This is a genomic window from Deltaproteobacteria bacterium, from assembly GCA_005879795.1.
Taxonomy (GTDB): Bacteria; Desulfobacterota; Binatia; order DP-6; family DP-6; genus DP-6.
The window spans coordinates 1-13851 of record VBKJ01000037.1 but is presented as its reverse complement, the minus strand read 5'-3'; the positions used below and the strand labels follow the sequence as shown (position 1 = coordinate 13851).

Here is a 13851-nt window from a genome sequence, read left to right as displayed (position 1 = left end):
AGGTTGCAGACCTGCATGTTGTCCTCGGCGCAGAGCTGGAGGAAGCGCTCGAGGCGCGCGCTCGAGTGCTCGGGGCCCTGGCCCTCGTAGCCGTGCGGGAGGAGCAGCACGAGGCCGCTCATGCGCTGCCACTTCGACTCCGAGCTGGCCAGGAACTGGTCGACGACCACCTGCGCGCCGTTGATGAAGTCGCCGAACTGCGCTTCCCAGAGGACCAGCCGGCGCGGGTCGGCGAGGCTCATGCCGAACTCGAAGCCGAGCACGGCGTTCTCCGACAGCATGCTGTCGATGATGCGGAACGACGCCTGGTCGCCCCGGATGTTGTCGAGCGGGACGTAGCGGTCGCCGGTCTCGACGTCGTGGAGGACGGCGTGGCGCTGGCTGAAGGTGCCGCGGCACGTGTCCTGCCCGCTCATGCGGACCGGGATGCCCTCGAGCAGCAGCGCGCCGCTGGCGAGCGCCTCGGCGCAGCTCCAGTCGATGCCGCGTCCCTCGTGCACCATCTGCGCGCGCGCCTCCATGAGACGCGCGACCCTCGGGTGCGGCGTGAAGCCCTCGGGCAGGCGCGTGAAGGCGGCGGCGATCTCCCGCAGCACCTCGGGCGCGACGGCCGTCCTGGCGCTCCAGTCGTCGCCCGCCCAGCCGAAGCCCTTCCAGAGGCCGCCGAAGACGAACACGGGCTGGCGCGGCATGAAGTCGCGCGCGTAGCTCTGCGCGTCGTCGAGCAGCTCGCGGAACTCGCGCGCGCGCCGCTCCGCCTCCTCGGCGGCGACCACCCCCGCCTGGACGAGCTGCTCGCGGTAGAGGGTGAGCGGCGTCGGCTTGGCCGCGATCTTCTTGTACATCACCGGCTGCGTGAAGGTCGGATCGTCGAGCTCGTTGTGCCCGTGCCGACGGTAGCAGACGAGGTCGATGAAGACGTCCTTCTTGAAGCGCTGGCGGAAGCCGATGGCGAGGCGGGCCGCCTGCACCGCGGCCTCGGGGTCATCGCCGTTCACGTGGAAGACGGGCGCCTGGATGATCTTGGCGACGTCGCTCGGGTAGGGGGTGAAGCGGTACGCCTCGGGCGGCGTGGTGAAGCCGATCTGGTTGTTGATGATGATGTGCACCGTGCCGCCCGTGCGGTAGCCGTCGAGCTCGGAGAGCCAGAGCGTCTCGGCCACCACTCCCTGACCGGTGAAAGCCGCATCGCCGTGCATGAGGACGGGCACGACGCGGGCGTACTCGGCGTCGTGCAGGTGCTGCTGCTTGGCGCGCACCATGCCCTCGATGACCGGGTCGATCGCCTCGAGATGGCTCGGGTTGGCGGCGAGCGAGAGGTGCACTTTCCGCCCCGCGCGCGTGGCATGGTCGCGCGAGTACCCGAGGTGATACTTGACGTCGCCGTCGCCGGTCGCCTCCTTGGCGAGCAGGCTCCCCTCGAACTCGGCGATGATCATCTCGTACGGCTTGCGCAGCACGTTGGCGAGCACGTTGATGCGGCCGCGGTGCGACATGCCGAAGACCATCTCCTCGACGCCGAGCGAGCCGGCGTCCTCGATCAGCGTGTGGAGGAGCGGGACGAGCGAGTCGCTGCCCTCGAGCGAGAAGCGCTTGGCGGTCGGATAGCGGAGCTGGAGGAACTGCTCGAGGCCCTCGGCGGTGATCAGGCTGTCGAGGACGCGCAGCCGCTCCTCGGGGGAGAGGTCGGGACGGTTGGAGGTCGTCTCCATGCGCTCCTGGAGCCAGACGCGCTGCTCCTGGTCCTGGATGTGCATGTACTCGACGCCGAGCCTGCCGCAGTAGGTCGCCTGTAGGCGCGCGATCAGGTCGCGGATGCTGGCGCGCGAGCAGCCGCGGAAGCCGCCGCACGAGACGACGCGGTCGAGATCCTCGTCGCCGAAGCCGAACTCGGAGGGCTCGAGGAGCGGGTGCCCGGCGGGCTTCGGTGCGAGCGGGTTCAGGTCGGCGACCAGGTGCCCGAGCTCGCGGTAGGAGTGGACCAGGTCGAAGACGCCGATGACGGGGGCGCTGGTCGCGGCCGCCGCGGGCGCGCCCGCCGTCGCCGCGCCGACGGCGGCGCCGTTGCCGCTGGCACCCAGCTCGAAGCCCGCGAAGAAGAGCGCCCACTCCTCGCCCACCGAGCGCGGGTCGGCCTGGTAGCGGCGGTACTGCTCGGCGACGTAGTCCTTGTTGGCGAGCGTGACGCTGTCGATGCGCTCCATCCCCGATGCTTTTAGCGTCCCTGTCTTCCTCCCGCCACCCGGGTGGGGTCGCGTCACCCGGCTGCGGACGCTATCCTCTGCCACGCATGGCGCCGATCGTCTACCTCGTGCGGGACCTCGTCTTCGTCTCCAAGATTCGCGAAGCGGCGGCCCGGCTGGGGTTCGAGGTGGAGCGGGCCGCGGACGCCGCCGGCCTCCACACCGCCGCACGCGAAGCGAAGCTCGTCATCGTGGACCTGCGCCTCCCCGAGGCGCTGGACGCCCTCGCACGCCTCGCCGCCGACCCCGCCACGGCGCGGGTGCGCGCCGTCGGCTTCGTCGACCACGAGCAGGTCGACGCGATGGAGGCGCGGGGCTGCGGAACCGTGCTCGCGAAGGGGCGCTTCGCGCGCGAGCTGCCGGCGCTGCTCGCGGCGTGCCGGGCGTAGGTCCGCGGAGGAAACACCCACCTCAGCATGCGATCGATCATCCCTCGGCCTGCTTCACGCGCCGGCGGTGGTAGACGCCGGCGGCGTTGAGGCAGCTCTGCAGCGCCGCCTCGGGCGTCGCCGCCGCGCCGACCGGGCGGAAGCCGTGCGGGTCGTCGCGGTTCACGCCGACGGCGAAGTAGCGCTCCGCCCCGCCGCCCTTGAGCGCCTCGTACACCTTGATCTCGTAGGCGGCGCGCTCGGCCGGTGTGAAGTCGATGACCACCTGGCACTCGCCGACGACCGCCGCCGCCTCGGTCATGTGCTCGGTGAAGGTGATGCGGCTCCAGTCGAGCGCCACGAGCGGGAGCTTACTCCCCGCGCTCGCCGCGCGCCACGCGCATCTCGTGTGCCAGGCGGGCGAAGATGCCCGGCCCCTCGGCCACGAGCGCCGCGCCCACCTGCACCGCGCGCGCGCCCTTGGAGAGCGCCCGCGCGACGTCGTAGCCGGACTGGATGCCGCCGACCGCGATCAGCTCGAGGCCCGCGCCCGCTTCCAGGCGGAGCTTCTCGAGGCCGGCGAAGTCGTTCCGCGCGACCACGACGTGGATGCCGGCCTCGGCCAGTGCCGCGCCGAGGGCGCGGTAGGGGACGCCGATCCGCTCGGGCAGCTTCACCGCGACGGGCACGGCCGCGCTCGCGGCCAGCTTCGCGAGCAGCTCGCGCAGGATGTCGCGCTCCTCCCACGGCGCCAGCGTCGCCGCCACCCACGGGTCGGCCAGGTTCGCCTCGACCATCGCGGCGCCCGCCTCGCCGAAGGCGCGCGCCAGGTTCGCGTACTCGTCCGCCGTCGTGCCCGCGATGCTCGCGACGACGGGGCAGGGCGCCTGCGTCGCGAGCTCGCGCACGAGCGGGAGGAGCTTGTCGTGGCCGGGGTTGTGGAGCGAGCGGTACGCGGGGTGGACGAAGGGATGCCAGGTCGCGGTCTTGAGCACGATCGCCCCGGTCGCGGAGCGGGCGAGCGCGCGCAGCTCGCTTACGGTCGACGACCAGGCCCCCGCGGCGTTCATCGTGCAGAACGGGAAGCGGATGCCGGCGATGGTGGTCCCGAGGTCGGTCGGGCGGCGCTCCGTCATGGGCGCCCGGCGTCCCGCTCAGTCCTCGGGGAGGAGATCGTCCACCGCGGCGCTCGTCCCCGGTAGTGCGACCAGCTCGAGGCGCTCGCCGCGGCGGGCGACGCGCGTCTCGGTGTAGGCACGGGCCTCGCGTTGCGGGGCGCGCGATACCTCGACGACGTCGTCGTGCAGGTTGACGATCCAGTACTCGGGGATGCCGGCCGCGGCGTAGACGGCTGCCTTCCTCATGGCGCGGCCAGCGTAGCAGCGGCCGGAGACGTTGAGAAGGGATAGAAGAGGACCACCCGCGCCTAACAGACCTCGATCGGCACCTCGACGAAGTCCCGCGCACTCTCGCTCCAGCGGAAGGCGCGTGCCTCGCCCGGCGTGCGGCTGTCGGAGACGACCACGTACACCACCTCCGGGTACGCGGGCTCGTCGCCGAACATGGCACGCGCCCGGTCCTCGCCCGAGAAGTAGGCGCCGACGCGGGTGTGGGAGTGGTAGAAGGCCTTCACCCGCGCGCCCGGCGCCTCGCCCTCCCTGAGCGCCGCGAAGAGCTCCTTCGGCTCGGGCGCGTAGGCCGTCTCGGCGTCGCGCGGATGGGCCGCCGGATCCTCGCGACGGAGGCGGCCCTGGATGTTCGTGAAGCGCCGCACGACGTCGCGGCCGCCCAGCTCGAGGACGGCGCCGCAGCACTCCTCCGGGTGCGTCGCGCGCGCGTGGGCGAGCATCTGGTCCAGCGCGGTGCGCGCGAGCCTCAGGTGCTCCATCGCGAGTCCTCTCGCCCGCACCCGGCGCGGGTGCGGGCGCGGATCAGGCGCGCGAGGGTCGCGTTCACCGGCGTCGGCACGCCGTGCGCGGCGCCGCGCGCGGCGACCTGCCCGTTGATGGCGTCGATCTCGGTCGGCCGGCCGCGCTCGATGTCCTGGAGCATCGAGGACCGATGGGCGGCCGTCGAGGGCACGAGGCGGCCGTAGAAGGCGTCCCGGTAGGCAGCGGCGTCGGGCCAGGTGAGCTCCACGCCCTCGGCCCGCGCCACGGCGAAGGCCTCCTCGATGACCGCGTCCATTATCATGCGCGTGTCGCGATCGGCGGGAAGCTCCCCGTATGGCACGCCGAGGAGCGCGCCGAGCGGATTGAGCGCCGCGTTGTAGAGCACCTTGGCCCACAGCTCGGCCACGAGTGCGCCGGTCAGCCTGGCCGGGATGCCCGCCGCGGACAGCTCCGCGGCCCAGCGGGCCGCCGCCGCCTGCCGCCGCGTGTCGCTGGGATCCGGGCTCCCGATCAGCACGGGATCCGCGTACACGGTGACGCGGACCTGCCCCGGCGCGACCAGCTCGGCGCCGAAGATGACGCGCGCCCCGAGCACGCGCTCGGCGCCGACGGCGCGTTCCGCGGCCTCCACGTTGCCGAGCCCGTTCTGGAGCGAGAGCAGGAAGCCGTCGCGGGCGAGGCGCGGCGCCACCGCGGCCGCCATCGCCGCCGTATCGTATGCCTTCACGGTCAGGAAGGCGGCGGCATACGGCCCGTCGAGCTGGGCAGGACCGGTCGCGCAGCGGAGCCCGCGGACACGGTGCGTGCCGAAGAGCCCGTCGATCGCGAGCCCGCTCGCGCCGACCGCCTCCATGTGCGCCCGCCGGCCGAGGAGCGTGACCGGCCACCCGGCCGCGGCGAGCATCCCGCCCACCACCGAGCCGAGCGCCCCCGCGCCGGCGATCAGGACCTCGTCTGCGTCCGCCACGCGCGTGACGATACGTCCCCGCCCGGCGTGCGACAAGCCGAGCGCCGTGGTAGTGTCCGCCGCTCGTGATCGAGCGCGCGCGTCTCAAGTCGCTCTTCCTGGAGCTCGTCCAGATCGACAGCCACTCGCGCCGCGAGGGACGGATCGCGGCGCGCCTCGCGCGCGAGCTCGGCGCCCTGGGCGCCCAGGTGAGCTTCGACGACGCGGGGGTCGAGCTCGGCGGCGAGACGGGCAACCTGATCGCGCAGGTGCCGGGCACCGCCGACGCGCCGGCGCTCCTCCTCTGCGCGCACATGGACACGGTCGTCCCCGGCGAGGGCGTCAAGCCGATCGTCGAGGACGACGTCATCCGCACCGACGGCAAGACGGTCCTCGGCGGCGACGACAAGTCGGGCGTGGCCCTCATCTGCGAGTGCGTGCGCGCGTGCCGCGAGCACGGGCTCCGCCATCCGCCGCTCGACGTGGTGTTCACGATCTGCGAGGAGGTGGGCCTGCTCGGCGCGAAGCACCTGGACCTCTCGCGCGTGCGCGCCCGGCGCGGCCTCGTCTTCGACAGCGACGCCGTCGGCTTCGCCTTCACGCGCGCACCGGGCGCCAACCATATCGAGGTCGTGGTGCGCGGCAAGGCGGCGCACGCCGGGATGGCGCCCGAGCGCGGCGTGAGCGCGATCCGGGTCGCCGCGGAGGCGATCGCCAGCATGCGGCTCGGACGCATCGACGCGGAGACCACCGCCAACCTGGGGCGCATCGAGGGCGGCCGGGCGACCAACATCGTCCCCGACGAGGTGCGCGTGCGCGGCGAGGCGCGGAGCCACGACCTCGCGCGCCTCGCCGCCCAGACCGAGCACATGCGGGCCTGCTTCGAGGAGGCCGCCGCCCGCCACCCCGGCGCGCGCGTCGAGGTGCAGGTCGAGGTGGCCTACGAGCCGATGGCCGTCGCCGAGGACTCCGCCATCATGCGCCTCGTCGCTGCCGCCGCCGCGCGCACCGGCCGCACCATCGCCGCCGCCGGCATGGGCGGCGGCTGCGACGCCAACGTGCTCAACCGCCGCGGCCTCGAGGTGGTGAACCTCGGCACGGGCATGCGCGACATCCACACCACGAGCGAGTGGCTCAAGGTGAGCGACATGGTGGCGGCCGCCGAGGTCACGCTGGCCGCGATTCAGCTCGCGGCGGCGTGGGCGTAGCCGCCCGCATGGGCTCGAGCCAGCTCGCCCGAGCCCGCGCGGCGTCACCTGCCGTCAGGCCGCCGAGGCGTCCACCGGCTGCGCCGGCTTCGCGCGCAGCCGGGGCAGTGTCGCCCCGGAGGCCATGAAGACCGCCCCGCCCACCAGATCGGCGAATATGGTCACCGCGACCCAGAGCACGCCCGTCGTCACCGCGATCGAGTCGTCGACGTCGATGCGGGTGAGGAAGTACAGGTAGCCGCCGAGACCGCCGATGCCGGCCACGGTGAGCGGGACGGCCGCCATCACGCTGATCACAGGGTGAAAGACCAGGCAGTACGAGAAAGGGACGGCTGCGCCCGCCGCACGCACCAGCACGTACTGCACGCCGACCTGCGAGAGATGGAAGACGAGCGACACGCCCGCCGCGCGCGCCAGGAGCCGTCGATCGCGCCAGAACGGTCCGAGCTCGCTCTCGACCTGTCGGCGGAGCCGATTCCCCTCCGGGAGGAGCCGGACCAGGCGGGGACACATCCACCAGCCAAGGACGAGCAGGACGCCTCCCGTCACCAGCGCGGCGGTGAGCAGCCACGGCAGGCCGTACTCCGGGAAGGCGAGCAGCGCCGCCGCCCCGAGCGCCATCAGAACGGCGAGCCCGCTCACCCGGTCGAAGACCACCGAGTTGATCGCCAGGCCCGGCCGCCGTCCGTCCGCGAGGTAGAGGGCCCGCACGACGTCGCCGCCGAGCGTGCTCGGCCCGAAGAGGTTGAAGAACATGCCGGTGAAGTAGAAGCGCGCGTACTGGCTGACGGGCTGCTCCAGGCCGACCGACCGGCCAAGCAGGCTCCACTTGTAGGTGCTGAGCACCTGCCCGGCGAGATAGAGCGCGAGCGCGGCCGCGATCGGAGCGAGGCGCACCTCAGCGAGCGCCCGCACGAGGTCCTCGGTGTCGACATCGACCAGGATGTAGACGACGAGTGCGAGGCTGACGAGGACACGCCCGAGCCAGCGTGCGTGACGCCCTCCGAGCAGCCGGTCCGAAAGCATCGCGCGATTGTCGTCATCGCAGCCGCTTTTGCAATGGCACGCCCGCAGTCACGCCTTCTAGCTTGACTCGCCGCGTGCGGGCCGGCTAAGGCCGCCGCATGGCGCGCGGGCCGTGGCACGAAGAGGCGGACTTCGTGGTCGTCGGAGCGAGCGTCGGCGGCCTCGCCGCCGCCGTCTTGGCCGCGGATCGTGGCTGCCGCACGATCATCGTGGAGCGCACCAAGGAGCTGGGCGGCGGTGCGGCGGGCGAGGCCGAGACCATCGCCGCTGCAGGGAGCCGCTGGCAACGCGCCGCCGGCATCGACGACGGCGCCGCGCGGCTCGCCGACGACGTCCTCGCCGCGACGCACGGCCAAGTGGAGCCCGAGCTGGCGGCGGCGCTCGCCGCGCAGGGCGCGCCGGTCGTAGCCTGGCTCGCGGACCGCTGCGGGGCGCACATCGAGCTGCTGCGCGAGCACGTTCCGGCCGGCCATTCCATCCATCGTCTGCACGGACCGGGCGAGCGCGGCGGCGCCAGCCTGATCGCCGACCTCGCGCGCGCCGCGAGCCGCCACTCGCACGTGAGCCTGCGCACCGCCACCCTGGCCGAGCGGCTCGTGCGGGAGGACTCCGGGGCGGTGCGCGGCGTGTCGGTGCGCGGCGAGCGGCGCGGCGCGAGCCAGGCGCTCGGCGGGCGCGTGTTGCTCGCCTGCGGCGGGTTCGCCGGTGACGACGCGCTGGCGGCGGAGCACTGCCCGCCGGTCGCCGAACTCCCCTTCCAGGGCGGCGCGCGCGCGACCGGCGATGGCCTTCGCCTGGGGCGCGAGGCCGGGGCGGCGACGCGGCGGCTCGCAAGCTGGCTGGTGACGCCTTTCCTCGCCACGCCCGGCCAGCTCGTGCTGAGCGCGCCGCTCGTCGAGCTGGGCGCCGTCCTCGTGAACCAGGCCGGCCAGCGCTTCGCCGACGAGACGGCCGGGAGCCTGTCGCTCGCGACCGCCGTGCGCCTGCAGCCGGGGCGCGTCGCCTACGTCCTCTTCGGTGAGCGCATGGCGGCCGCGGCGCGCGCCGCCGACCCGTTCTTCGCGCGTGTCGTCCTGCCCCGCACCGGGCGGCGCGGTGCGACGCTCGAGGACCTCGCCAAGCAGTTCGAGCTGGACACGGAGGGGCTCCGGCTCACGGTCGAGACCTTCAACGCAGCGCTCGAGAGGGGGCCGGATCGGTTCGGCCGCTCACGCTTCGCGGGCCCGCTCGAGCCGCCCTTCCATGCCATCCGCGTCACGGGCGCGCGCTGGCGCACGCTCGGCGGCCTCGCCGTGGACGGCACGGCGCGCGTCCTCGACGCCGAGGGCCAGCCGATCCCGGGGCTCTACGCCACGGGGGGCGCCGCCGCGGGCCTGGGCGCCGAAGGGCTCCTCGCCGGCCTCGCCGCGCTCGCCGCCCTCGGCCTGGCACGCCTGGCCGCGCTCGACGTGATCGCCCAGGTGGCGGCCAGCGAGGCCACAGACCCCGCGCAATAGCGGGGCTGGAGAGAGGAACCCAGCGCCCCGCCGACGCCCCGCGCGGTTTACCCGTCCCCCCGCGGCACGGCGCACAGGTTGACGAGCGCAAAGAACAGCTCGTCGAGCGACGCGTACACGTAAGGCGAGCATGCCGTGAGCCCGCGGAAGTCGTCGGCCCGCGGGCTCCAGCCGCGCAGCGCGTCGCCGTAGACCGGGAGGACGTCGCCGCCGATGCGGAGGTAGGTTCCCGCGTCGCCCCATGGCCCCGTCATCCCAGGAACACCGACCGCCGCCGGCGCTTGAGGCGCAGCACCAGCTCCTGGATCGTGCGCCGGACCCGCACCGCCTCGTGCCGTGCCCTCTGCCATCGCGCCTCTCCCTCCTCCGCCACCAGGTGGATCGGCTTGCCGAAGCGGATGAACCACTTGGTCGGGAGGGGCAGCGCGCCGAGCACCCCGAGCAGGGGAAAGAACGGCGTCACGGGCACGTAGGGCACGCCCAGGAGGCGCCCCACACTCTCCGCCCGCCCGACGACGGGATAGATCTCCTCCGCCCCCACCACGGCCACCGGCACGATGGGTACATCGAGCGCCAGCGCGAGCCGCGCGAAGCCCGGGCTGAAGGCCCGCAAGCGGTAGCGGTCGCTGAACGACTTCGCCACCCCGGGGACGCCCTCGGGGAACACGAGCAGCAGCTCGCCGGCCCGCAGGAGCGCGACGGCGTTCTCGCGTGTCGCGGCCGCGCCTCCCATCCTGTTGTAGAAGGTCGCGACCGGGGCAAGGTTCTCGACGAAGCGATCGTAGAGGAATCGCACCATGCGCTGGCGGCGCAGCTCGAGCGCGGTCGCGATCATCGCCCCGTCGAACGGGATCGCGCCCGAGTGGTTGGCGACGAGCAGCGCCGGCCCGCTCGTCGGCACATGGCGGGTGCCGGTCACCTCGATCCGCCAGTACCGATCGTGCAGGAAGCGGGCGGCGGGGAGGACACGCTGGCGCAGCTCCGGATCGAGGCCGAACGGATCCTGGCGCGGGAAGTCCCGGGCCTCCGTCTCCCGCCCCTCCGGCACCGGTGCCGCACCGACATCGAGCGGGATCGCCCGAGCCGCCATGCGAACACCCCTCCCTCCGCGCACGCTCTCCCCTCCGGCCCCGCTCTATATCCCAGCGGCGCCGGGGAGGACAAGGCGCAGACGAGGTTCCCTCCGTCAGGCGAGGGCGACCGTCGCCGTGCCGATGACGAGCCGCTCACTCTCGTCGCTCTCGAGCCAGACGTCGAGCTCGACGGTGCGGGTGCGCTCGTCCTTCTGCGTCACGGTCCCGCACAGCCGGATGGTGCGCCCCGGGAGCACGAGGCCGCGAAAGGTCGTCCCCAGGCGACGGAGCACCCCGGGGCCGGCCCAGGCCTCGATGAGCGCCGTCAGGAGCCCCATGCTCATGTTGCCGGGCGTGATCATGCCGGGGAGCCCCTCCCGCCGCGCCCCCTCGTCGTCGGTGAAGCGGGGCGCCCACTGATTGGCCGCCCGGGCGTAGGCCCGCACCTGGTCCTTGGCGATGAAGAGCTCCCGGGTGGGAAGCTCGTCCCCCTCCTCGGCGTCCTCGAAGCGCCGCGCCATCAGCGGTGCATGAACCGATTGTCGACCACCGCCACCATCTCGCCGCGCTGGTTCGTCATGGTGAAGCGGATGACCACGAAGTACATGCTGCCCGTCCGCCCCGTCTTCTCGTAGACCTCGTGGAGGGTCGAGCGGACGTCGATCGTGTCGCCCGGCCGGACCGGGACGCCGAGCTGGATGTCCTTGCCGGCGTCGAAGCCGGTGCGGACGTTGATCGTCTTCGGGATGCTCTCGGGGTAGAAGCGGTCGCCCTTGTAGCGGACGCAGAAGGTGGGGTGGCCGACGAGGCTCGGGCCGGGCTCGGTGTACTCCGGCCGCGTCTCGCCGAGCGCCCTGGCGAAGGCGATCAGCTCCTCGGCCGTCACCGGGCCGTAGCGGGTGTGGTCGAACTCCTGGCCGAGGATGGCGGGGTCGATCTCGAGCGGCACGCAGGGACGCTAGGCCATCGGCCTGGACGTCGCAAGGTCAGGCACGGTGGAAGGGGTTACGCGGCCAGCCGCCGCGGCCGGAAGTCGACCGGGCGGTAGCGACCACCCTTCAGCTCGCGCACCAGGTCCTCGATGCTGCGGATCTCAGCCTCGAATTCCGTCGCGCAGATGCCGACGAAGCTCACCAGGTGCGAGTCGCTGCCGCCGTAGGCCTGGTAGCCGTAGCGGCGGATCAGCTCCTCGACCCGCTCGTCCTCGCCCTTCCGGCTGCCGCCGTTGATCGCCTCGACGGCGACCACGCCGTGGAGCGGCGGCTTTGTCTCGTAGTGTGCGCAGAGCCCGACCGTCGGCCGCCCGGGATGGCAGGGCAGCGCGATGCCGCCCAGGCGAGCGACCTCGCCGATCAGCTCCTGCGCGGGCAGGCGGACGTTCCGGAAGTCGAAGCGGGCGAGGATGTCCTCGTTCACGCCGTAGACGAGCACGTGCCCGTAGTCGGTCTCGACCTCGGCGGCGGTGAGGACGAGGAAGCCGTAACGGTCCTCCAGCGCGCGGTAGTCGCGGCCGGGGTCGAACTGGCGGTGCTCGGTGAGCACGATGCCGTCGAGCGGGCGCTCCGCGCGCTTGCGCTGGAGGAGCTTCAGGTACGCCTCGACCGGAGCCCGGCTGTCGTCGGAGAGCTCGGAGTGGAGGTGCAGATCGAGGATCATGACGGAGCGCGCTCACCCTTGCCGCTCGGGCGCTCGCGGCGGCTGGAACTTCGGCAGCGTGACCTCCGCCGTGACGTCGTCGAACACGACCTCGACCGGCATGCCGACGCGGACGGCGTCGGGCGCGCAGCCGACGACGTTGGTCATCACGCGCACGCCCTCGTCCAGCTCGACGATCGCCAGCACGTAGGGCAGCTCCTCGCGGAAGCCCGGCGCCTGGTTCTGGTACGTGACCGTGAAGGAGTAGACCGTGGCGCGCCCGCTCGCCCGCACCCACTCGGTCGCCGACGAGAGGCAGCGCGGGCAGAGCGCGCGCGGGTAGAAGCGCTTCGTGCCGCAGTCGCGGCAGCGCTGGAAATAGAGCTCGTGGCGGGCGAGCGCCTCCCACCAGCCGCGCGACTCCTCGTCGACGCGCGGGAGCGGCTTCTTGTACCCCTTCGTCTCCGCCATTCACACCCGCCCGAGGATCAGAGTGACGCCGCTGTGGCGCTGGCCGAGCATGCCGCCCGTGCCGTGGACGAGCGCGAGCGTCGCATCCTTCACCTGCCGCGGGCCGCACTCGTCGCGCAGCTGCCGCGTCGCCTCGACGACGAGGAAGATGCCGCGCATGCCGGGGTGGTTGGAGGAGAGCCCGCCGCCGTCGGGGTTCACGGGCAGCGCGCCGCCGAGGCCGATGCGCCCGTCCGCACAGAAGGCGCCGCCCTCACCGGCCGCGCAGAAACCGAGCGCCTCGAGCGTCGCCAGCACGGTGATCGTGTACGAGTCGTAGATCAGGGCGAGGTCGATGTCGGCGTGCCGGACGCCCGCGCGCGCGAGCGCGAGCGGCCCCGACTGGCGTGCGGCGACGTCGAGGAGGTCGCGCGTCCCGATCTCCGCGTGGCGGAGCGCCTCGGCAGCGCCCAGGATGACGACGGGCGGCCTCCGCAGGTCCCGCGCCCGCTCCACCGAGGTGAGGACGAGCGCCCCGCCGCCGTCCGAGATGACGCAGCAGTCGAGGAGGTGGAGCGGCGAGGAGATCATGCGCGAGGCGAGCACGTCCTCCACGGTGATCGGTTCGCGGTACTTGGCGCGCGGATTCAGCCCGGCGTGGCGCCGCATCGTGACCGCGATCTCGGCGAGCTGCTCGCCGGTCGTGCCGTACTCGTGCATGTGGCGCCGCGCCACCAGCGCGTACGAGCCGACGATGGTCGGGCCGAAGGGTGCCTCGAAGCTGTCCGGCGGCTCGACCACGAACCCCCCCGTGCCGGTCCCGATGGCGAAGCGTTCCGAGGCCGCGGTCGAGCCGTAGGTGACGAGCGCCACGTTGCAGAGCCCGGCCGCGATGGCCGCGGCCGCGTGGAAAGAGTGCGACACGAACGAGGAGCCGCCGATCGCCTGCGAGTCGACGTAGGACGGCCGCAGGTTCAGATGGCCGGCGAGCGAGAGGATGCCGATCGGCCCGACACCGCTGGTGAAGAACCCGTCGACGTCCTGCACGGTGAGCCCGGCGTCCTCGAGCGCCCCACGGGCGCTCTCGGCGTGGAGCTGGAAGGCGGTCTTGTCGGGCGCGAAGCGGGTCGGGTGCTCGTAGGCGCCGACGACCGCCGTCTTCCCCCAGATGCCGCCCGCCGGCGCGCGCAGCTCGGTCACGGCACCGTCTCCGCGAAGCCGACGACCAGCCGGTTGAACGCGTCGGCCTGCTCGAGCGGCGCCTGATGCCCCGCCTGCGGGAGCACCTCGAGCCGCGCGCCGGGGATGCCGCGCGCCAGCTCCTCGGCGCACGCGACCGGGGTCACCCGGTCGTCGGTGCCGGCGACGACGAGCGTCGGGGTTCGAATGCGGCTGAGCAGCGGCCGGCCGTCGAACGCCTGGCAGACGAGGAGGTCCGTGTAGCGGACGCGCGGGTCGGTCTTCACCTGCTCGGTCCACGCCTCGCGCAGGATCTCCATGCCGGTCGCGGGCGA

18 protein-coding genes are annotated in these 13851 nt (G+C 73.2%); 3 read left to right on the top strand and 15 right to left on the bottom strand.

The window, feature by feature from the left end:
* A partial coding sequence (locus E6J59_01595; protein TMB23622.1) for a 2-oxoglutarate dehydrogenase E1 component occupies positions 1–2204 on the bottom strand: 2204 nt, incomplete at its 3' end.
* Between the two features lie 86 nt (positions 2205–2290).
* On the opposite strand from E6J59_01595, the gene E6J59_01590 reads away from it, so the two are divergent.
* The gene (locus E6J59_01590; GenBank protein TMB23621.1) at positions 2291–2632 is read left to right on the top strand and encodes a hypothetical protein; all 342 of its coding nucleotides are present in this window, start codon (positions 2291–2293) and stop codon (positions 2630–2632) included.
* A 37-nt stretch (positions 2633–2669) separates the two neighbouring features.
* On the opposite strand, the gene E6J59_01585 is transcribed toward E6J59_01590, so the two are convergent.
* From E6J59_01585 to E6J59_01565, 5 genes are all read right to left on the bottom strand, one after another.
* Complete coding sequence (locus E6J59_01585) at positions 2670–2972, bottom strand: hypothetical protein (protein TMB23620.1); 303 nt, start codon at positions 2970–2972, stop codon at positions 2670–2672.
* 10 nt (positions 2973–2982) lie between these two features.
* Positions 2983–3747 carry a hypothetical protein gene (locus tag E6J59_01580; GenBank protein TMB23619.1) on the bottom strand — a complete coding sequence of 255 codons (765 nt, stop codon included), beginning with the start codon at positions 3745–3747 and terminating at the stop codon, positions 2983–2985.
* 18 nt (positions 3748–3765) lie between these two features.
* Positions 3766–3975 carry a hypothetical protein gene (locus E6J59_01575; protein ID TMB23618.1) on the bottom strand — a complete coding sequence of 70 codons (210 nt, stop codon included), beginning with the start codon at positions 3973–3975 and terminating at the stop codon, positions 3766–3768.
* A 62-nt stretch (positions 3976–4037) separates the two neighbouring features.
* Positions 4038–4499, bottom strand: coding sequence for a M67 family metallopeptidase (locus E6J59_01570; protein TMB23617.1), 462 nt, complete (start codon positions 4497–4499; stop codon positions 4038–4040).
* The gene (locus E6J59_01565; protein TMB23616.1) at positions 4487–5470 is read right to left on the bottom strand and encodes a 2-dehydropantoate 2-reductase; all 984 of its coding nucleotides are present in this window, start codon (positions 5468–5470) and stop codon (positions 4487–4489) included. Before E6J59_01565 ends, E6J59_01570 begins: the two co-directional genes overlap by 13 nt.
* Positions 5471–5535: 65 nt before the next feature.
* Between E6J59_01565 and E6J59_01560 the strand changes: the two genes are divergently transcribed.
* Positions 5536–6657, top strand: coding sequence for a M20/M25/M40 family metallo-hydrolase (locus tag E6J59_01560; GenBank protein TMB23615.1), 1122 nt, complete (start codon positions 5536–5538; stop codon positions 6655–6657).
* Between the two features lie 54 nt (positions 6658–6711).
* Here the strand turns inward: E6J59_01560 and E6J59_01555 are convergent, their stop codons facing one another.
* On the bottom strand, positions 6712–7683 hold the full coding sequence (locus E6J59_01555; GenBank protein ID TMB23614.1) for a flippase-like domain-containing protein: 972 nt from the start codon (positions 7681–7683) through the stop codon (positions 6712–6714).
* 98 nt (positions 7684–7781) lie between these two features.
* Between E6J59_01555 and E6J59_01550 the strand changes: the two genes are divergently transcribed.
* Complete coding sequence (locus E6J59_01550) at positions 7782–9179, top strand: FAD-binding protein (GenBank protein TMB23613.1); 1398 nt, start codon at positions 7782–7784, stop codon at positions 9177–9179.
* Between the two features lie 47 nt (positions 9180–9226).
* On the opposite strand, the gene E6J59_01545 is transcribed toward E6J59_01550, so the two are convergent.
* The 8 genes from E6J59_01545 to E6J59_01510 all read right to left on the bottom strand — a co-directional run.
* Positions 9227–9433 (bottom strand): hypothetical protein, encoded by a 207-nt coding sequence (locus E6J59_01545; GenBank protein TMB23612.1) that lies wholly within the window; start codon positions 9431–9433, stop codon positions 9227–9229.
* Entirely contained in the window at positions 9430–10269 is an 840-nt protein-coding gene (locus E6J59_01540) for an acyltransferase family protein (protein ID TMB23611.1), read from the bottom strand. Before E6J59_01540 ends, E6J59_01545 begins: the two co-directional genes overlap by 4 nt.
* A gap of 96 nt (positions 10270–10365) precedes the next feature.
* Complete coding sequence (locus E6J59_01535; protein ID TMB23610.1) at positions 10366–10773, bottom strand: hypothetical protein; 408 nt, start codon at positions 10771–10773, stop codon at positions 10366–10368.
* Positions 10773–11201, bottom strand: coding sequence for a MaoC family dehydratase (locus E6J59_01530; GenBank protein ID TMB23609.1), 429 nt, complete (start codon positions 11199–11201; stop codon positions 10773–10775). The genes E6J59_01535 and E6J59_01530 overlap by 1 nt, the downstream gene beginning before the upstream one ends.
* Before the next feature lie 56 nt (positions 11202–11257).
* The gene (locus E6J59_01525) at positions 11258–11908 is read right to left on the bottom strand and encodes a hypothetical protein (GenBank protein ID TMB23608.1); all 651 of its coding nucleotides are present in this window, start codon (positions 11906–11908) and stop codon (positions 11258–11260) included.
* 12 nt (positions 11909–11920) lie between these two features.
* Positions 11921–12358, bottom strand: coding sequence for a Zn-ribbon domain-containing OB-fold protein (locus E6J59_01520; protein ID TMB23607.1), 438 nt, complete (start codon positions 12356–12358; stop codon positions 11921–11923).
* On the bottom strand, positions 12359–13507 hold the full coding sequence (locus tag E6J59_01515) for a hypothetical protein (protein ID TMB23623.1): 1149 nt from the start codon (positions 13505–13507) through the stop codon (positions 12359–12361).
* A gap of 26 nt (positions 13508–13533) precedes the next feature.
* The coding region (locus E6J59_01510) for an alpha/beta fold hydrolase (GenBank protein ID TMB23606.1) at positions 13534–13851 on the bottom strand (318 nt) is incomplete at its 5' end.

Coding starts and splice junctions, on each gene's coding strand:
- E6J59_01575 (TMB23618.1), bottom strand. CDS start 3,975: ATGAGGAAGGCAGCCGTCTACGCCGCGGCCGGCATCCCCGAGTACTGG.
- E6J59_01590 (TMB23621.1), top strand. CDS start 2,291: ATGGCGCCGATCGTCTACCTCGTGCGGGACCTCGTCTTCGTCTCCAAG.
- E6J59_01535 (TMB23610.1), bottom strand. CDS start 10,773: ATGGCGCGGCGCTTCGAGGACGCCGAGGAGGGGGACGAGCTTCCCACC.
- E6J59_01550 (TMB23613.1), top strand. CDS start 7,782: ATGGCGCGCGGGCCGTGGCACGAAGAGGCGGACTTCGTGGTCGTCGGA.
- E6J59_01580 (TMB23619.1), bottom strand. CDS start 3,747: ATGACGGAGCGCCGCCCGACCGACCTCGGGACCACCATCGCCGGCATC.
- E6J59_01525 (TMB23608.1), bottom strand. CDS start 11,908: ATGATCCTCGATCTGCACCTCCACTCCGAGCTCTCCGACGACAGCCGG.
- E6J59_01570 (TMB23617.1), bottom strand. CDS start 4,499: ATGGAGCACCTGAGGCTCGCGCGCACCGCGCTGGACCAGATGCTCGCC.
- E6J59_01545 (TMB23612.1), bottom strand. CDS start 9,433: ATGACGGGGCCATGGGGCGACGCGGGAACCTACCTCCGCATCGGCGGC.
- E6J59_01555 (TMB23614.1), bottom strand. CDS start 7,683: ATGCTTTCGGACCGGCTGCTCGGAGGGCGTCACGCACGCTGGCTCGGG.
- E6J59_01520 (TMB23607.1), bottom strand. CDS start 12,358: ATGGCGGAGACGAAGGGGTACAAGAAGCCGCTCCCGCGCGTCGACGAG.
- E6J59_01540 (TMB23611.1), bottom strand. CDS start 10,269: ATGGCGGCTCGGGCGATCCCGCTCGATGTCGGTGCGGCACCGGTGCCG.